The following is an 18,159-nucleotide window of genomic DNA, read 5'->3' on the forward strand; positions in this document are numbered from 1 at the left end:
ATAAAAATCCTGAAAACCACAATATTGTTGGTGATTTTGAAGATTATAAGTTTTCATCTTATCATTCCTATTTGGTTGAAGGGAAAAAGTATCTTTCAGTTGAAAAAAATTATATTTTAAATTTGTTTGAAGACATCAATAATTTTAAATATGCGCATAAATCAGACCTGTCAGGTTTTGAAAACCTGACAGGTCTTACAAACCAAGAAAAGCAAAAAACCATCAAAGACAAATTCTACCAATACATACAAAACCTTCAAGACCGCATTACCTCAAAACTGGAAGCCATTGATGGAAAAGCGAAATTTCAAGAAGATATTTGGAAACGACCAGAAGGTGGTGGCGGACGCACCCGAGTGATTAAAAACGGCAATGTTTTTGAAAAAGGAGGCGTCAATATTTCTGGCGTTCATGGCAAATTGCCAAAATCGATGCAGGCATATTTTAAAGTAGGTGATGTTGATTTTTTTGCCTGCGGATTAAGTTTAGTTTTACATCCTAAAAACCCGATGGCGCCAACCGTTCATGCTAATTGGCGTTATTTTGAAATGTATGACAAAGCAGGAGAAATAATTGATAGTTGGTTTGGTGGCGGACAAGATTTAACACCTTATTACCTGTTTGAAGACGATGCAAAACATTTCCATCAAACCTGTAAAACAGCTTGTGATAAACACAACTCAGAATTCTATCCAACCTATAAAAAACGTTGTGATGAATACTTTTATAACACACATAGAAACGAAGGCAGAGGTATAGGTGGTTTATTCTTCGATTATTGTAAGGCATCAGAAACCATGACTATGGAAAATTGGTATAACTTTGTAACCGAAGTTGGAGATAGTTTTCTTGACGCCTATGTACCCATAGTTGAAAAACGAAAGGATTTACCATTCACTAAAGAACAAAGAAACTGGCAAGAAATTCGAAGAGGACGCTATGTAGAATTCAATTTAGTACATGATAAAGGCACGCTTTTCGGACTAAAAACCAACGGACGTATAGAAAGTATTTTAATGAGTTTACCGCCGCATGTGCAATGGGTGTACGACCATCATCCAGAAGCTAGAAGTGATGAAGAAAAATTAATAAACATATTGAAAAACCCTGTGGATTGGGTTTAAAATAACCAAGACCTGTCAGGTTTTAAAAACCTGACAGGTCTGAATAACATAAAGCTATGTTCCCATTAAGAAGAAACCGAAGATTAAGAACCAACGAAGCCATTCGCTCCCTAGTTCGCGAAACCATAATCACACCAAACGACTTTTTAGTACCACTTTTTGTAGTAGAAGGTAAAGGCATAAAAGATGAAATTCCATCGATGCCAAACTATTTTCGTTACAGTTTAGATTTACTAGAAAACGAGGTTAAGGAACTTTGGAAACTAGATTTAAAATCAGTATTACTTTTTGTAAAAGTACCAGATAATCTAAAAGACAATAAGGGTACTGAAGCCTTAAATCCAAATGGGCTCATGCAACGCGCTATTAAAACCGTTAAAAATGCATGTCCAGATATGTTAGTGATGACCGATGTGGCATTAGACCCCTATTCGGCATACGGACACGATGGTATTATTGAAAACGGACAAATAATAAACGATGAAACAGCCGAAGTTTTAGCAGAAATGAGTATATCTCATGCCGAAGCTGGTGCAGATTTTGTCGCACCTAGCGATATGATGGACGGACGCATTTTAACCATTCGTGAAGCTTTAGAAGATGAAGGGTTTATCAATACAGGTATTATGAGTTATTCCGCAAAATATGCCTCAGCATTTTATGGCCCTTTTCGAGATGCTTTAGATTCTGCTCCTGTGGACATACAAGACATACCAAAAGACAAAAAAACATACCAAATGGATTATGGCAACCGTTTTGAGGCTATTCGTGAAACCGAAATGGATATTGATGAAGGCGCCGATATCGTTATGGTAAAACCAGGCATTTCATATCTCGATATTCTTAGAGAAATTAAAAACGAAGTCGATGTCCCTGTGGCTGTATATCAAGTGTCTGGTGAATACGCCATGATTAAAGCAGCTGCCGAAAAAGGCTGGTTAAATCACGACCAAATAATGATGGAAACTACAACAGCTTTTAAGCGCGCAGGTGCCGATATTATAGCATCTTACTTTGCTAAGGATGTTGTTAAATTGATTTCGTAAATTAGTCCAAATTAAAAACTACTAATGGCTTTACTCCTTTTCTACGGTATTATTTCAATATTTTTTTCATTTTTGTGTTCCATTTTAGAAGCTGTTCTTTTAAGTGTTACACCCACTTTTATAAACGTTAAAAAGAAAGAAAACAAAGCGTATGCTGAAGATTTAGAAGCGTTAAAAAAAGATGTTGACAGACCTTTAATAGCCATACTAACCCTTAATACAATAGCCCATACTGTTGGTGCGATTTTAGTGGGTGTACAGGCAAAAGTAGCATATGTAGAATTATACGGTTCGCAAACTACATCTATTTTAGGCGTTGAGTTTACCGAAGAATTAATGGTTGGTGTGGTATCATCAATTATGACGCTTCTTATATTAGTCGCTTCAGAAATTATTCCAAAAACCATAGGAGCTACCTATTGGAAAGGGCTTGCAAATTTCACCACGAAAGCCTTAAAAATTTTAATTTTTCCATTAAAATGGACAGGTATTTTGTGGCTATTACAGCTCACTACCAAACTCATTGGTGGGAAAGGACATCATGGTAGTGTTTTAAGTAGAGAAGATTTTCATGTTATGGCAGATATGGCTCATGAAGAAGGTGTATTTCAAGAAAACGAAAGTAAGATTATTAAAAACCTTCTTACGTTTAAAGAAGTTTTTGCAAAAGATGTAATGACGCCTAGAACAGTCATGAAAACTGAAAATGAAAAAACCACAGTTGAAGACTTTTTTAAACAAAATTTGAACCTTAGATTTTCGAGAATTCCCGTTTATGCAAACGATTCAGATAATATTACAGGACTCGTTTTAAAAGATGAGATTTATAAGCAAATGGCTCTTGATAATAACACAAAAAAATTATCAGAAATTAAGCGAGACATTATTGTTGTTGATAGAAATCTCCCTATCCCTACACTTTTTGAAAAATTAGTTGAAACTAGAAACCATATGGCTTTAGTAGTTGACGAGTATGGTTCTGTTAGTGGTTTAGTAACTATGGAAGATGTTATTGAAACACTTCTTGGTCTAGAAATTATGGATGAAAGCGATAACGTTTCGAATCTGCAACATTTAGCCAGAAAAAGTTGGGAAGCTCGTGCAAAAAAACTGGGTATTATTGAAGAAGATAAACCTTCGGAATAATGGAGGAATGTATTATCCATTCGCCGTTAGGCTTTACCAAAATTATTGGTGATGTAGATGGTATTTCATCAGTTACTGTGCTAAACTCTAAGGAAAAAATAACCGATATTATTCCTGTTGAATTAGAAGATTGTGTGATTCAACTCAGTGAATATTTTGAAGGGACTCGTAAACAATTCAACTTAAAATTAAATCCACAAGGCACCGATTTTCAAAAGAAAGTTTGGAGTTATCTTGAGCAAATCCCATACGGAAAAACAACATCTTACCTAGAGTTATCAAAACAAATTGGAGATGTAAAAGCCATTCGAGCAGTAGCGAATGCTAATGGTAAAAACCCTATTTGGATTATAGTGCCTTGTCATCGTGTTATAGGAAGTGATGGTTCGCTTACAGGATACGCAGGCGGTTTACACAGAAAACAATGGCTTCTAGAACATGAAAGTCCTTATAAGCAGCAATCTCTTTTTTAATTTCAATCATTACTTCGCTTCTTCATTTATTGCTATATTTAACTACTACTAAATATTTAATATGAAATTTTTAAAAAAAATAATTAAATGGTTTATTATTAGTATCTGTACCATTGTTATTTTACTATATATTTTTGATTACAATTATCTTATAAAAGGTTTACGCGTTGTTTACTTTACAGGACATACAACAGCCTTTATTGATGATTATCCTTATTTTGTAAACGATACTATTAAAAAAGGAGCAAGTTCTTCACCCTGGCCAAACCACAAAAATTACAATACAGTTATTGAAACTGATAAACTTACCAAGGCAAATAAAGATTGGGGAACCGTTGCTTTTGTAATAATAAAAAATGATAGTGTTTGGTTTGAGAATTATTATGATGGTGTTAATGAAAACTCCAAAACCAATTCATTTTCTATGGCAAAAAGCATTACTACGTCTCTACTCGGTAAAGCCATTATGGATGGCTACATAAAAAATTTAGACCAACCTATTAGCGATTTTTACCCAGAATATAATGAAGTAAATACAACTGTAGGAGACTTAGCATCTATGGCCTCAGGAATGGATTGGACAGAACATTATAAGAATCCATTTGGAATAACTGCAAGGCTTAATTATGGTAATAATATTGCTAAAACTATATTATCTCAAAAAATAACTAACAAATCTGGTGTAGAATTTAAATACTCAAGTGGTGATATGCAATTACTAGGTATGGTTATTGAAAAAGCCACAGGCGAAACACTATCAGACTACTTATCAAAAAGTTTTTGGCAACCAATGGGAGCTACTCATGATGCTTTGTGGCAGTTAGATGATAAAGAAAATAAATTAGCAAAATCTTATTGTTGCATTTCTAGTAATGCAAAAGACTTTGCGCGATTTGGCAAATTATATAAAGACCATGGCAAATGGAATGGCAAACAACTTTTAGATTCTGTTTTTGTGGAAAAATCTATAAAACCACGTTTTAAAGAAAGCCCGCAATATGGCTACGGATGGTGGCTTCACAAAATAGGAGGCAAAGATTTTTTTATGATGCATGGGCTTCTTGGACAATATGTAATGGTTCAACCAAACGACAATTTAATTATAGTAAGGTTAGGGCATCATAAATCCCCTGATGCCTATAACGGTGTTGGAACTAACACAACTGATCTTGTAACATATATTGAAGAGACCTATAACATGTTGAATTCAAAATACTAATATTTTGTTATTTAACAAATAATTATATTGTAAGAAAATATTTTATTCTTTTTTTGATTGAAATAGCATCAATCTATCATTATGAGAAAATCTTTTATAGCATTAAGCTTCTTTTTACTATTGCTTCAATCTTATGCTCAAAAAAATACTTCATTTGATAAAGATTCTAATATTGAAATTCAAAATATTGGTAAAACACAGATTCTAAATTTAGACTTATTAGGAAGAGTTTGGGGGTTTTTAAAATACTATCATCCAGAAATTGGAAAAGGAAATTATAATTGGGATTATGAACTATTTAAGATTCTACCAAAATATCAAGATATAAAAAATGATATTGAACGTGATAACGTGCTAATCTCATGGATAGATAATTTAGGAGAAGTAAAACCTTGTAAAAAATGTAAAAATGTAAACAAAGATGCTATTTTAAAACCTGATTTAGATTAGATAAAATCATTCAAAACATCTACTGCTCTAAGAGATAAATTACTATATATTCAAAAAAATAGACACCAAGGGAATCATTATTATATTAAAAAAACAACTCTTGGACACCCAGAGTTCAAAAATGAAAATGCCTACTCTAATATGACATATCCAGACGACGGTTTTAGATTATTATCTTTATACAGATACTGGAATATTATCAATTATTTCTTCCCCTATAAACATTTAACAGATAAGGATTGGAATACATGTTTAGCAGAATATATTCCAAAGTTAATTAAAGCAAAAGATGAATTGGAATATGAATTAGCAGTAATTCAAATAATCGGAGATGTTAAAGACACACATGCTAATCTTTGGGGAGGAACTAATAACAAAATGCAAAAACAAAGAGGTTGGAATTTCCCGCCTTTTAATTTGACTTTTATTGATAATAATTTAGTTATTAATGATTTTTTTAATCCCGATCAAAGAAAAGCAACAGGATTAGAATTAGGAGATATTATTACCCATATCAATGGGAAGTCTGTTAATAGTTTAGTAAAAATGATGTATAACTTTTATCCAGCATCCAATCAACCAACACGTTTACGAGATATAAGTTTTGATATATTACGTTCTAATGATAATACAATAGATCTTACTGTTTACAGGGATGGAAAAACTTTTGACAAAACATTAAATTTATATTATCAAAAAGATATTAAAGGCTTTTACAGATGGTACAAAATTGAAAAAAACAAACCTAGTTTCAAAAAATTTGATAATAATATTGGATACATAACGCTTAAAAACATTAAAGAAACTGATGTTAAAAGAATAAAAGAAAAACTTAATGACACTAAAGGTATTGTAGTTGATATTCGTAATTATCCATCTGCATTTATGCCCTTTAATTTAGGTTCATTTTTCACTTCTAAAGAATCACCTTTTGTCAAATTCACTCATGGAAACATAAACTATCCTGGAGAATTTAATTTTAAAAAAACTAAATCTATCCATCCTAAAAGTGAAGTTTATAGAGGAAAAGTTGTAGTTTTAGTAAACGAAATAACTCAAAGTCAAGGCGAATATACAGCCATGGCATTTAGAGCAGGTGATAATGTGACTATTATCGGAAGTACAACAGCAGGTGCTGATGGTAATACCTCAAAATTTTACCTTCCCGGTGGATTAATGACCATGATTTCAGGAATTGGCGTATATTATCCAGATGGAACAGAAACCCAACGCGTGGGTATTGTTCCTGACATTGAAGTTCTACCGACCATAAAAGGCATAAAAGAAGGCAGAGATGAAGTTTTAGAAAAAGCCATTGAAATTATAAATAAAAGTGATAATGATTAGTAAACTCAATCTTGAAAACATTTTATTTTTGGATATTGAAACCGTCCCAGAAGTCCAATATTTCTCTGATTTAGATGAAACTAAACAAGCCCTTTGGGAAGCCAAATCGCAATACCAAAGAAAGGAAGATTATACTGCTGAAGAATTTTACGATCGAGCAGGTATTTGGGCAGAATTTGGAAAAATAGTTTGTATTTCAGTAGGCTATTTTAACATTCAAGGTGATGTTAGAAAATTTAGAGTAACTTCTTTTTATGGTAATGAGGTTACAATTTTAAAGGATTTTAAAAACCTTTTAATTTCACATTTTAGTCAAACAAAACATTTGCTTTGTGCGCATAATGGTAAGGAATTTGACTTTCCCTATATTGCTAGACGGATGATAATAAATGGTATTGAATTACCATATAAATTAAATCTCTTCGGAAAAAAACCATGGGAAGTACCTCATCTAGACACTTTAGATCTCTGGAAATTTGGAGATTATAAAACATACACTTCACTTAAATTGCTTACCAATGTTTTGGGCATTCCCTCTCCAAAAGACGACATAGACGGTAGTGAGGTTTGCAAGGTTTATTATGAAGAAAAAAATATAGATCGTATTATTATTTACTGTGAAAAAGACACCATTGCAGTTGCTCAAATATTTTTGCGTTTACGTGGTGACGCTATTTTAAACGAAGATGAAATAATCCACATCTAAATGACAGAAAGCCCAATTTTAAGTATTGAAAACTTATCCATCTCCTTTGGTAATACTGAAGTAATTCATAACATTTCTTATGCCTTAAATAAAAATGAGATTTTAGGTATTGTTGGTGAATCGGGCTCTGGTAAATCGGTATCATCTTTGGCAATTTTAGGTTTATTACCAAAGAAAATTTCTGAAATTAATTCAGGGAGCATTTTATATAATGACAAAGATTTAACCACTGTTTCAAATAAAACATTTCAAAATATTAGAGGGAACAAAATCGCCATGATTTTTCAAGAACCTATGAGTTCTTTAAATCCTTCAATGTCTTGTGGTAAGCAGGTTTTAGAAATTTTAGCTCAGCATACAGATTTGTCAAAATCGGAAGCAAAAAGTGAAGTTATTTCGTTATTCGAACAAGTTAAACTTCCAAATCCATCTCGCGTATATAGTGCTTACCCACATGAAATCTCTGGTGGACAAAAGCAACGTGTAATGATTGCTATGGCTATAGCTTGCAAGCCAGATATTTTAATTGCAGACGAGCCTACCACGGCACTTGATGTTACTGTGCAAAAAGAGATTATTAGTTTGCTAAAAGAATTACAACAGCAAACAAAGATGAGCATTATTTTTATCACGCATGACTTAGCGTTAATTTCTGAAATAGCAAATCGTGTTCTAGTAATGTATAAAGGCAATATTGTTGAACAAGGCTTGGTTGAAAATATATTTAAGAATTCGCAACATAATTATACCAAAGCGTTAATAAATTCAAGACCTTCTCTCGATACACGACTAAAAGTTTTACCTACTATTCAAGATTATTTAAATGAAAGCTTTTCTGAAGAAGTGGTTACTGAAACACACCGAAAACTAAAGCATGAAAAATTATATAGCAGTACGCCTTTATTAGAAGTTATTAATGTAGAGAAAGAATATATATCAAATTCTAGTTGGCTTAAAAAGCCTAAGTTTTTTAAAGCTGTAAACAATGTTAGTTTCAAATTATTCGAAGGTGAAACTTTAGGGTTGGTTGGTGAATCTGGCTGCGGAAAATCAACTTTAGGAAATGCTATTCTTCAGTTAGATAAAGCTACTGCAGGTAAAATTTCATATAACGGAGTTGATATTACCAAATTAACGAAAACGGAAACTAGAAAACTTAGAAAAGATATTCAAATTATTTTTCAAGACCCATATTCTTCTTTAAACCCCCGTATTCCAGTTGGCGAAGCTATTATGGAGCCAATGCTGGTTCATAATCTTTATAATTCTAATAAAGAGCGAAAAGAAGCTGTTATTGATATCCTTATTAAAGTAGGCCTGTCTGAAGACTATTTTAATCGTTATCCACATGAGTTTTCTGGTGGACAAAGACAACGTATTGGTATTGCAAGAACAATTGCTTTACAACCTAAATTAATTGTTTGTGATGAGTCTGTTTCTGCATTAGATATATCGGTTCAAGCTCAAGTTTTAAATTTGCTGAATAACCTTAAAGAAACGTTTGGCTTTACATATATATTTATATCACACGACTTAGCTGTGGTAAAATATATGTCTGATCAATTATTAGTTATGAATGAAGGCAAAATAGAAGAACTGGATGATGCCGATGTTATTTACAGCAATCCGAAAAAAGACTATACAAAAAAATTAATTCATGCTATTCCAAAAGGATTATAGCATGAATACTTTTTTTGTTAAATACATTAAACTTCTTATAAATCGTAAATTCTCTTGAATAGTTTCTTTGAATTTACTTTCTTCAAAAGTAGTTTGTTCAGGTAGATTTGGTTCCATATTCGTAGGTTAAGTTTATGGTAGATTTTGGGCAAATCTGTTATTTAATTTGGTTTATTTGGGGACTGTAAATATGAAACAAATTTTCAATATATCAGTTTAAAAACAAATAAAATCGATGAAATGCATATAATTTTAACATTTTGTCGATTATTATTACGCTTTATGGTATTTACAGATTCATTTCAGGAATATCTCCATCAATAATTAAATTCCCTTCTGTAGCATTTTTTATTTCTTCAACTGTAACTCCAGGAGCGCGTTCTAAAAGTTTAAATCCGTTTGTTGTTACCTCTAATACCGCCATATTAGTTACAATTTTTTTTACGCACCCTACTCCAGTTAATGGAAGTGAACAATTCTTAAGTAATTTAGATTCGCCACGCTTATTGGTATGCATCATAGCGACTATTATATTTTCAGCACTTGCTACTAAATCCATAGCACCTCCCATACCTTTAACCATCTTTCCTGGAATTTTCCAATTTGCTATATCTCCATTTTCAGCTACTTCCATAGCGCCTAAAATGGTTAAATCTACATGTTGGCCTCGTATCATAGAAAAACTCATGGCTGAATCAAAAAAACTAGCTCCTGGCAATGTGGTAATAGTTTGTTTACCAGCATTTATTACATCGGCATCTTCTTCACCTTCAAATGGAAAAGGTCCCATTCCTAAAACCCCATTTTCACTTTGAAATTCAACCTCTATATCATTTCGTACATAGTTAGCAACTAATGTTGGTATTCCAATTCCTAAGTTTACATAGTAACCATCTTGTACTTCTTTTGCAATTCTTTTTGCAATTCCTGTTTTATCTAACATCTATATTTCCTTTTTGTTATTCCCGCGAAGGCGGAAATCTTTTTGATTGAAACTCTATTACTATTTACTATGGTTTCCTGTTTAACCTGTTGTCATAATTATTTCTAAGTTTAAACCTACGAGGTTTTTAAAACCTCACAGGTTTATAATCATTATTATACTTTTGGTCTTACAGTTCTCTGCTCAATGCGTTTCTCATACGTTTCTCCTTGAAAAATGCGTTTTACAAATATTCCTGGAATATGAATTTGATTAGGATCTAGTGTACCTAAAGGAACTAGCTCTTCTACCTCAGCTACCGTAATTTTTGCTGCTCCACACATATTTGGATTAAAGTTTCGCGCAGTTCCTTTAAAAACTAGATTTCCAGCTTCATCCCCTTTCCATGCTTTTACAAAAGCAAAATCTGCTTTAAAAGCATGTTCTAAAACATACATTTTACCATCAAATTCACGCGTTTCTTTGCCTTCGGCTACTTCTGTCCCATAACCCGCTGGCGTATAAATGGCTGGAAATCCAGCTTGAGCAGCCCGACAACGTTCGGCTAGAGTGCCTTGAGGAATAAGTTCTACGTCTAATTCTCCTGACAGCATTTGGCGTTCAAATTCATCATTTTCGCCTACATAAGACGACACCATTTTTTTTATCTGCTTTTGCTGAAGTAATAGCCCTAATCCAAAATCGTCCACACCTGCATTATTAGATATACAGGTTAGTCCAGACACACCTAGTTTTACCAATTCTGCTATCGCATTTTCAGGAATACCGCTAAGTCCAAAACCCCCAAACATGAAAGTCATATTATTAGAAACACCTTGAAGAGCTTCTTGGACGTTTGCTACTTTTTTACTTATCATTTAATTCGTAATTTTTGTTGTATAAAATTACAAATAATTGAATTATAAGATACGAATATTAAGAAATAAAAAAGAGGCTGTCTAAAAAATAACTATTATACGCCATTACGAGAAATTTTGATTTCGAAGTAATCTCCTAATCAATAACTTGAATTTGAAAAATTCCTTCACTTTGTTAGGAATGACACATTTTTAGACAACCTCCTGTAGATTTAATTGAAGTCTAGATCATCTGGAATTTCTTCATCACCAGAATCATCAATTATTTTTGTTCCTCCTTTTGAACAATCAACATTTATGGAAAGTTCTGTAGGCTCTATAAATTCATCTTTAGAAATTCCTAATTCTTCATCAGCATAACAATTCCTCATGTAAATAGCCCAAATTGGCAATGCCATTGCTGCCCCTTGCCCATAAGTAATACTAGAAAAGTGTGCCGCTCTTTCTTCAGCACCTACCCACACTCCAGTTACTAGGTTTGGAACCATACCCATAAACCATCCATCACTTTGATTCTGTGTTGTTCCTGTTTTTCCAGCAATTGGGTTTGTAAATTCATAAGGATAGCCCGTAATAATTTCGCGATAATCTGCTCTGTAAGCATCTGCTCCTTTTGTTCTTAAACGTGCTCCTGAGCCATACTGGGTAACCCCTTCTAAAAGTTTAACTGTTACATAGGCCGTTTCTTCACTTAAAACGTCTTTAGTTTCAGGTGTAAACTGATATAAAATAGTTCCGTTTTTATCTTGAATACTTGTAACCATTACTGGCTTAGTATAAACACCTTGGTTTGCAAATGTTGAATAAGCTCCAACCATTTCATAAACACTTAATTCTGGCACTCCTAATGCTATAGCTGGCACAGGTAATACCTCAGACTTTATGCCTAATTTTTGTGCTAAATCAACCACAGTTTGTGGACCAACCTTATCAATTAATCTCGCGGTCACTGTGTTTACAGAATTTGCCAACGCATTTTTAAGCGTTCTTGTGCCACCATAATCATGATTTGAATTTTTTGGGCACCATTCTTTAGGATTTCCATATTTACCGGCCTCTATACAAAATGGTGTGTCTGGATATTCGTCGCATGGCGATGCGTGTAATTGATCTATCGCAGCCGCATATACCAATGGTTTAAATGTAGAACCTACTTGACGCTTTCCTTGTTTTACCATGTCGTATTGAAAATGTCTGTAATTCATTCCACCAACCCAAGCTTTAACATGACCTGTTTGTGGGTCCATAGACATCATGCCTGTTCTTAAAAAAGACTTATAATAGCGCATCGAATCGATTGGCTTCATGATGGTATCGATTTCTGATGGTTGGCCATCTTTCCATTCAAAAACAGACATTTTAATTGGCTTATAAAATGATTCTTCTATTTCTTTATTAGGTTTCTTCAAATCATACTTCATGTGACGCCAACGTTCAGACTGTCTCATTGAACGCCACAATAATGTATCAATTGCTCCAGTTGTTAAATCTAAAAATGGTGCTGTTGGGTTTCTTTTAGGTGTGTTTTGGTGAAAAAACTCTGCTTGCAACCTAGGCATGTGTTGTTGTACAGCATCCTCGGCGTACTGTTGCATACGCGAATCTATTGTGGTATACACTTTTAGACCGTCGCTATTAATATTGTACTTAGTGCCATCTGGTTTTGGATTGTCTTTTATCCAATCTTTCATAAAAGCGCGTAAATACTCTCTAAAATAGGTGGCTATCCCTTCTCGATGAGACTCAGGTGTATAACGCAAATCTAGTTCTGTGCCTTGAAGTGAATCTTTTAATTTTTCAGAAATGTACCCGTACTTTTCCATTTGTGCAAGAACCACATTTCGTCTTTCTCTTACCAACTCTGGACGTCTTCTCGGGTTAAAAAGCGAAGAGTTTTTAAACATACCCACCAACATTGCAGATTCTTTTAATTCCAAATCAACTGGTTCTTTACCAAAATAAATTCGGGCGGCACTTCTAATGCCATCGGCATTATTTAAAAAATCGTAAATATTAAAATACTGAGTTATTATTTCTTCTTTGGTGTATTGGCGCTCTAAACGCGTGGCAATAATCCATTCTCTCACTTTTTGAAAACCACGTTCAAACTTACTATTAGAAACTTGTTTTGTAAACAATTGTTTTGCTAATTGCTGTGAAATAGTACTCGCTCCTCCTCCACTACCTAATTTAACCAAAGCTCGTAATGTACCTCTAGCATCAATGCCTGCATGACCATGAAATCTGGCATCTTCAGTAGCAATTAATGCATCTATTAAATGCTGCGGTAATTCATCATAATCAACAGGTGTTCTATTGTCATTGAAATAGAATTTTCCTAAAGTCTGTCCGTCTGAAGAAATAATTTCAGTAGCTAGATTTGTTTTTGGATTTTCTAAAACCGTATGATCTGGCATTTCCCCTAAAAAACCCAAAGATGCCAATAAAAACAGTACCGCAATTAAAATGACTCCTCCCAAAAAGGTAATCCAAAACCAACGGATGTATTTTGAAAAATCCTGAATAATTTTTGTTTTTTTCTTTGTTGCTTTTGCCATGTACTTAATCTATATAATACATCTCGATACTATTTTGCTTACGCTAAATTACTCGATGTGACATTAGTTATTATTTATTCTTTCAATTCTAAACCCAATATCTGTAACTCCTTCAAGCTCTATAACGCCATTTACTTTTCCATTTTCTCTCATAGCGTGCTGAATATTAACAGTATATTCTCCAGACTCTTTAAAGACAACTTGCTCTTTATACCATAGCTTATTTTCTTTTACATCGGTAAAACCAGATCCCAGTAATTTCCCTGTAGGATCTGCCATTCTATACTCTAAAGTATCCTTTATAGTTTTGCCATGAGGAAAAACCATTTCGACAATTAAAAATAAGTTATTGTACTTGTAAGTATTGGTGTTTCTTAAATTAACAAACAGATTGTAGGGGTTAATTGAATCTGGGGGATTAATTTTAAAACTTGTTATAGAGTCTTTATGCCACGAATCTGGCACAGATTTATATTTATCGAAAACGCGATTAGAATCGCATGAAACAGCTAGAACTAAAAATATTAGAAAAAACAGGAATACACTATTTCGAGGCATTTTTACTATTTTGAGGTTTTCTTCGGTTGTTTCTATTTTTATTAGATCTGTTCCTATTATTTTTACGTTTCTTATGACGTTTTGGACTATCAAAACGTGTTAAACTATCTTGACCTACAACGTTTTCAAATTCAGCTTTAGTGTCTTCAACTAAATCTGATGCATACTCTTCAAGGCTAGCTACTTTTTTCTTTCCTCTATTTATTTCAATAATTTCATTGGCTTGCTCTGTAGTAATCTTGTGCCAATTCATCCATTCCCCTTCATAAGCATACCACAAGTGTCCTTTAAAAATATCTGTTTTTTGACATACTGCTGTTCCTTTTTCAGTGTAGAGTTTGGTGTCGTTTTTCGGAAAACTTTTTAAAGCATCCAAATACGTATCTAACTCATAATTTAAACAGCATTTAAGTTTACCGCATTGACCTGCTAATTTTTGTGGGTTTAGCGATAGTTGTTGATAACGTGCTGCCGATGTACTTACCGAACGAAAATCTGTTAACCAAGTAGAGCAGCATAATTCCCGACCGCAAGAACCAATACCTCCTAACCTTGAAGCTTCTTGACGAAAACCAACTTGTTTCATTTCTATACGCGTTCTAAACTCTCGAGCGAATACTTTAATAAGCTCTCGGAAATCTACGCGTTCTTCGGCAGTATAATAAAAAGTTGCTTTGCTAGCATCTCCTTGAAATTCGATATCTGAAATTTTCATTTGCAATTTCAAATCAATTGCAAATTGACGCGCTCTAACTTTCATTGGCTCCTCTTTGTCGCGAGCTGCAGACCAAATATCAATATCTTTTTGACTTGCCTTACGGTATATCTTTAAAATATCTTCCCCTTCTTGAGCAATATTCTTGCGTTTCATTTGTACTCGTACCAATTCCCCAACCAAGGTAACCATACCAATATCATGTCCAGATTTAGCTTGTGTAGCAACTATATCGCCTATGCTAAGTGTTAAATTTTCAAGGTTTTTGTAGTAATGTTTTCTTCCGTTTTTAAAACGAACCTCAACCCAATCAAAAGGTTTTTCTCCATTTGGTAAGGACATATTTGCAAGCCAATCGAAAACAGTTAGTTTATTACAACTATCTGTACCGCAAGTGCCATTGTTTTTGCATCCTTTAGGTTGACCGTCTTTAGTTGAGCAACTAGCGCAAGCCATATATTATATATATTGAATTCGTCAATAATTATAAATTATTACGAATGAAGGTTAATAATTAATTGTTCCTTGCTTAAAATTAGTTACTTATAGCAAATATGCAAGACCCAACTTCTTGAGGTAAAGATAAGATTATTATACAGACTTGAAAACAAAGTTTTTTAAAGAAAATTTACAGCTATTAATTGCCTTATTCCTTCTTTAAAATATCAAAAATATTTCTCAAGTCCTTTTTATATGGCAGGTGGTCGGCACGTCCTTTTTTAAAGATGTCATTACTATTACCTTGTCCTTTACGCAATGCTTTTTGTTCTTCGTAAGGCAATTGGTGTATTTCTTTACAATTAGCTGAACAACAATTATTCATTTCTTCTTTACATGCATCACACTGAATGAATAATAAATGACAAGCATCGTTTGCACAATTTGTATGTATATCAAAAGGGGATCCACATTGATGACATTGGGCTATTACATCATCGCTTATTTTTTCAGCTCTACGCTCATCAAACACAAAATTCTTACCTAAAAATTTGTTCTCTAGATTTTTTTCTTTTATTTGACGCGTATATTCAATAATACCTCCTTCTAGTTGATATACATTTTTAAACCCTTTATGTTTAAAATAAGCACTTGCTTTTTCACAACGAATACCTCCTGTACAATACATAACTAGTTTTTTATCCTCCTTATGTTCCTTTAAATCATCTTCTATAATATCTAAAGATTCTCTAAAGGTATCTACATCTGGTGTTATGGCATTTTTAAAATGACCTATTTCGCTTTCATAGTGGTTACGCATGTCTACCAAAACGGTATTCTCGTCTTCAATAAGTTCATTAAACTTATCTGCTCCAACATGAACACCTTTATTTGTGACATCAAATGTGTTATCGTTTAAACCATCTGCTACTATTTTATTTCGAACTTTTACTTTTAATTTTAGGAAGGACATGTTATCCTGCTCGACAGCAATATTTAATCGAATGTCTTTAAGAAAATCTATAGTATCTAAATGCGATTTGAATTCATTAAATCTATCTGCAGGTAAAGACAATTGGCCATTAATACCTTCGTGAGCCACATAAATACGTCCTAAAACTTCTAAGGCATCCCAAACGATAAATAACTGATCTCTAAATTCTTGAGGATTGCCAATTTTGGCATATTGATAAAAAGAAAGTGTTAATCGTTCCTTACCGGCTTTCTCGATTAATTCTGCTCTTTCTTTTGCGCTTAGTTTATTGTACAGTTGCATGCTATACTAATTTATAAGGTTAAAGAATATTTTAAGTCGCAAAAGTACGATTTTTTTGAAAAGTAATTTTAATCATTATGCCTCAGATTAATTCATAAAAAAAAAGAGGCTGTCTAAAAAGCAAGCTCAATATGACATCGAACTTACTTTTTAGACAGCCTCTTTAATTGACTAATCCTTGGTTAATATATTTTTAAAATTTCTTAAAAACTATACCTAAGATTAGCCACCATCGGCTTTACAATTACTATTTATAAAAACGGTAATTGAAACACCTAATGTTGATATTAAAATTGTTTGTTTGAAAAATTTCATTCTTATTTCATCTTCGTGTTTTAGTAAATTACTATAAGTAAGATGTAATTGGCATAACCAGAAAATTCGGTTAAAAAGAAGCTCTGGTTATGCGCATTTCACAGCAATAATTTTCCTCTTCAATTAGTAGATGCAAATTGTGGAAAAAGGTTGCGTGATAAAATTGTATTGTGATAAAAGTTATAGTATTTTAGCAGGCATAACTTCAGAAAAAAAATATAAATGAGTGAAAAAGAAGCAAAGTTAAAAGCGCTTAAGCTTACTTTGGATAAGCTAGATAAGGCTTACGGAAAAGGTACTGTAATGAAAATGAGTGATGCCGCAATTGAAGATGTTGATGCTATTTCTTCTGGGTCTCTAGGGTTAGATATTGCATTGGGCGTTGGTGGTTATCCAAGAGGCCGTGTTATAGAAATATATGGCCCTGAATCTTCTGGAAAAACAACACTTACATTGCACGCCATTGCTGAAGCTCAAAAAGCTGGAGGTATTGCTGCATTTATTGATGCCGAACATGCTTTCGATAGATTTTATGCTGAAAAATTAGGTGTTGATATTGATAATTTAATTATCTCTCAACCAGACAATGGCGAACAAGCTCTTGAGATTACCGATAATTTAATTCGCTCTGGTGCTATTGATATTGTAGTAATAGATTCTGTCGCAGCATTAACACCTAAAAGTGAAATTGAAGGAGAGATGGGAGATTCTAAAATGGGACTTCATGCACGTTTAATGTCTCAGGCATTAAGAAAACTTACAGGTTCTATTAGTAAAACAAATTGTACAGTCATATTTATTAATCAATTACGTGAAAAAATTGGTGTTATGTTTGGAAATCCAGAAACCACTACTGGGGGTAACGCCTTAAAATTCTACGCATCTGTTAGATTAGATATTAGACGTTCTACACAAATAAAAGATAGTGGCGGATCTGTTTTAGGAAACAAAACTCGAGTTAAGGTAGTTAAAAACAAAGTGGCTCCACCATTTAAAATGGCAGAATTTGACATTATGTATGGAGAAGGCGTAAGCAAAGTTGGTGAGGTATTAGATATTGCTGTTGAACACGAAATAGTTAAAAAAAGTGGCTCCTGGTTTAGTTATCAAGACACTAAACTAGGACAAGGTAGAGATGCTGTAAAATCTATAATAAAAGATAATCCAGAGTTACTCGATGAGCTAGAGGAAAAGATAAAAGCCTCCTTAAAAGGTATTGAAGCTTAAAATAAAATCCCGTTAATTCGGGATTTTTTGTTTTTAATACGCAACCTTTAAACTGTATTAGCATCTATAAAAGCAAACATA

General features: G+C 33.2%; 17 protein-coding genes. 10 read left to right on the forward strand and 7 right to left on the reverse strand.

What is annotated here, in order from left to right; all coding sequences use genetic code 11:
* Positions 1 to 221 precede the first annotated feature (221 nt).
* The 9 genes from hemF to Q0739_RS02590 all read left to right on the forward strand — a co-directional run bounded on the left by hemF (position 222) and on the right by Q0739_RS02590 (position 9,191).
* Positions 222 to 1,124 carry an oxygen-dependent coproporphyrinogen oxidase gene (gene hemF, locus Q0739_RS02550; RefSeq protein ID WP_298237408.1) on the forward strand — a complete coding sequence of 301 codons (903 nt, stop codon included), beginning with the start codon at positions 222 to 224 and terminating at the stop codon, positions 1,122 to 1,124.
* Positions 1,125 to 1,180: 56 nt separating this feature from the next.
* Positions 1,181 to 2,170, forward strand: a complete 990-nt coding sequence (gene hemB, locus Q0739_RS02555; RefSeq protein ID WP_298237128.1) for a porphobilinogen synthase — start codon at positions 1,181 to 1,183, stop codon at positions 2,168 to 2,170.
* Between the two features lie 24 nt (positions 2,171 to 2,194).
* Positions 2,195 to 3,316 (forward strand): hemolysin family protein, encoded by a 1,122-nt coding sequence (locus tag Q0739_RS02560; protein ID WP_298237129.1) that lies wholly within the window; start codon positions 2,195 to 2,197, stop codon positions 3,314 to 3,316.
* Complete coding sequence (locus Q0739_RS02565) at positions 3,316 to 3,789, forward strand: methylated-DNA--[protein]-cysteine S-methyltransferase (RefSeq protein ID WP_298237130.1); 474 nt, start codon at positions 3,316 to 3,318, stop codon at positions 3,787 to 3,789. The genes Q0739_RS02560 and Q0739_RS02565 overlap by 1 nt, the downstream gene beginning before the upstream one ends.
* Positions 3,790 to 3,850: 61 nt before the next feature.
* Positions 3,851 to 5,008, forward strand: a complete 1,158-nt coding sequence (locus Q0739_RS02570; RefSeq protein WP_298237131.1) for a serine hydrolase — start codon at positions 3,851 to 3,853, stop codon at positions 5,006 to 5,008.
* An 81-nt stretch (positions 5,009 to 5,089) separates the two neighbouring features.
* Positions 5,090 to 5,458 carry a hypothetical protein gene (locus tag Q0739_RS02575; protein WP_298237132.1) on the forward strand — a complete coding sequence of 123 codons (369 nt, stop codon included), beginning with the start codon at positions 5,090 to 5,092 and terminating at the stop codon, positions 5,456 to 5,458.
* 141 nt (positions 5,459 to 5,599) lie between these two features.
* Positions 5,600 to 6,805, forward strand: a complete 1,206-nt coding sequence (locus Q0739_RS02580) for a S41 family peptidase (protein ID WP_298237133.1) — start codon at positions 5,600 to 5,602, stop codon at positions 6,803 to 6,805.
* A complete protein-coding gene (locus Q0739_RS02585; protein ID WP_298237134.1) occupies positions 6,798 to 7,511 on the forward strand; it encodes a 3'-5' exonuclease in 714 nt (237 codons plus the stop codon). The genes Q0739_RS02580 and Q0739_RS02585 overlap by 8 nt, the downstream gene beginning before the upstream one ends.
* Positions 7,512 to 9,191 carry an ABC transporter ATP-binding protein gene (locus tag Q0739_RS02590; protein ID WP_298237135.1) on the forward strand — a complete coding sequence of 560 codons (1,680 nt, stop codon included), beginning with the start codon at positions 7,512 to 7,514 and terminating at the stop codon, positions 9,189 to 9,191.
* Here the strand turns inward: Q0739_RS02590 and Q0739_RS02595 are convergent.
* From Q0739_RS02595 to Q0739_RS02625, 7 genes are all read right to left on the reverse strand, one after another.
* Positions 9,186 to 9,308 (reverse strand): hypothetical protein, encoded by a 123-nt coding sequence (locus Q0739_RS02595; RefSeq protein WP_262709975.1) that lies wholly within the window; start codon positions 9,306 to 9,308, stop codon positions 9,186 to 9,188. The two genes, Q0739_RS02590 and Q0739_RS02595, sit on opposite strands and share 6 nt — an antisense overlap.
* Before the next feature lie 172 nt (positions 9,309 to 9,480).
* The gene (locus Q0739_RS02600) at positions 9,481 to 10,134 is read right to left on the reverse strand and encodes a 3-oxoacid CoA-transferase subunit B (RefSeq protein ID WP_298237136.1); all 654 of its coding nucleotides are present in this window, start codon (positions 10,132 to 10,134) and stop codon (positions 9,481 to 9,483) included.
* A 155-nt stretch (positions 10,135 to 10,289) separates the two neighbouring features.
* Complete coding sequence (locus tag Q0739_RS02605; RefSeq protein ID WP_298237137.1) at positions 10,290 to 10,991, reverse strand: CoA transferase subunit A; 702 nt, start codon at positions 10,989 to 10,991, stop codon at positions 10,290 to 10,292.
* A gap of 212 nt (positions 10,992 to 11,203) precedes the next feature.
* Positions 11,204 to 13,549, reverse strand: a complete 2,346-nt coding sequence (locus Q0739_RS02610; RefSeq protein WP_298237138.1) for a transglycosylase domain-containing protein — start codon at positions 13,547 to 13,549, stop codon at positions 11,204 to 11,206.
* A 63-nt stretch (positions 13,550 to 13,612) separates the two neighbouring features.
* On the reverse strand, positions 13,613 to 14,107 hold the full coding sequence (locus Q0739_RS02615) for a gliding motility lipoprotein GldH (protein ID WP_298237139.1): 495 nt from the start codon (positions 14,105 to 14,107) through the stop codon (positions 13,613 to 13,615).
* Positions 14,094 to 15,278, reverse strand: a complete 1,185-nt coding sequence (ricT, locus tag Q0739_RS02620) for a regulatory iron-sulfur-containing complex subunit RicT (RefSeq protein ID WP_298237140.1) — start codon at positions 15,276 to 15,278, stop codon at positions 14,094 to 14,096. The genes Q0739_RS02615 and ricT overlap by 14 nt, the downstream gene beginning before the upstream one ends.
* Before the next feature lie 190 nt (positions 15,279 to 15,468).
* A complete protein-coding gene (locus Q0739_RS02625) occupies positions 15,469 to 16,536 on the reverse strand; it encodes a rhodanese-related sulfurtransferase (protein ID WP_298237141.1) in 1,068 nt (355 codons plus the stop codon).
* 537 nt (positions 16,537 to 17,073) lie between these two features.
* Between Q0739_RS02625 and recA the strand changes: the two genes are divergently transcribed.
* The gene (gene recA / locus Q0739_RS02630) at positions 17,074 to 18,078 is read left to right on the forward strand and encodes a recombinase RecA (protein WP_298237142.1); all 1,005 of its coding nucleotides are present in this window, start codon (positions 17,074 to 17,076) and stop codon (positions 18,076 to 18,078) included.
* Positions 18,079 to 18,159: the final 81 nt, after the last annotated feature.

Source organism: uncultured Algibacter sp., from assembly GCF_947487605.1.
Lineage (GTDB): Bacteria > Bacteroidota > Bacteroidia > Flavobacteriales > Flavobacteriaceae > Algibacter_D.

What these genes read in the sequence shown, in the direction of transcription:
- Q0739_RS02625 (WP_298237141.1), bottom strand. Translation starts at nt 16,536, where the DNA reads ATGCAACTGTACAATAAACTAAGCGCAAAAGAAAGAGCAGAATTAATC.
- Q0739_RS02600 (WP_298237136.1), bottom strand. Translation starts at nt 10,134, where the DNA reads ATGTTAGATAAAACAGGAATTGCAAAAAGAATTGCAAAAGAAGTACAA.
- Q0739_RS02570 (WP_298237131.1), top strand. Translation starts at nt 3,851, where the DNA reads ATGAAATTTTTAAAAAAAATAATTAAATGGTTTATTATTAGTATCTGT.
- Q0739_RS02560 (WP_298237129.1), top strand. Translation starts at nt 2,195, where the DNA reads ATGGCTTTACTCCTTTTCTACGGTATTATTTCAATATTTTTTTCATTT.
- Q0739_RS02585 (WP_298237134.1), top strand. Translation starts at nt 6,798, where the DNA reads ATGATTAGTAAACTCAATCTTGAAAACATTTTATTTTTGGATATTGAA.
- Q0739_RS02565 (WP_298237130.1), top strand. Translation starts at nt 3,316, where the DNA reads ATGGAGGAATGTATTATCCATTCGCCGTTAGGCTTTACCAAAATTATT.
- Q0739_RS02580 (WP_298237133.1), top strand. Translation starts at nt 5,600, where the DNA reads ATGACATATCCAGACGACGGTTTTAGATTATTATCTTTATACAGATAC.
- recA (WP_298237142.1), top strand. Translation starts at nt 17,074, where the DNA reads ATGAGTGAAAAAGAAGCAAAGTTAAAAGCGCTTAAGCTTACTTTGGAT.
- Q0739_RS02610 (WP_298237138.1), bottom strand. Translation starts at nt 13,549, where the DNA reads ATGGCAAAAGCAACAAAGAAAAAAACAAAAATTATTCAGGATTTTTCA.
- hemB (WP_298237128.1), top strand. Translation starts at nt 1,181, where the DNA reads ATGTTCCCATTAAGAAGAAACCGAAGATTAAGAACCAACGAAGCCATT.
- ricT (WP_298237140.1), bottom strand. Translation starts at nt 15,278, where the DNA reads ATGGCTTGCGCTAGTTGCTCAACTAAAGACGGTCAACCTAAAGGATGC.
- Q0739_RS02605 (WP_298237137.1), bottom strand. Translation starts at nt 10,991, where the DNA reads ATGATAAGTAAAAAAGTAGCAAACGTCCAAGAAGCTCTTCAAGGTGTT.
- Q0739_RS02575 (WP_298237132.1), top strand. Translation starts at nt 5,090, where the DNA reads ATGAGAAAATCTTTTATAGCATTAAGCTTCTTTTTACTATTGCTTCAA.
- Q0739_RS02615 (WP_298237139.1), bottom strand. Translation starts at nt 14,107, where the DNA reads ATGCCTCGAAATAGTGTATTCCTGTTTTTTCTAATATTTTTAGTTCTA.
- Q0739_RS02595 (WP_262709975.1), bottom strand. Translation starts at nt 9,308, where the DNA reads ATGGAACCAAATCTACCTGAACAAACTACTTTTGAAGAAAGTAAATTC.
- Q0739_RS02590 (WP_298237135.1), top strand. Translation starts at nt 7,512, where the DNA reads ATGACAGAAAGCCCAATTTTAAGTATTGAAAACTTATCCATCTCCTTT.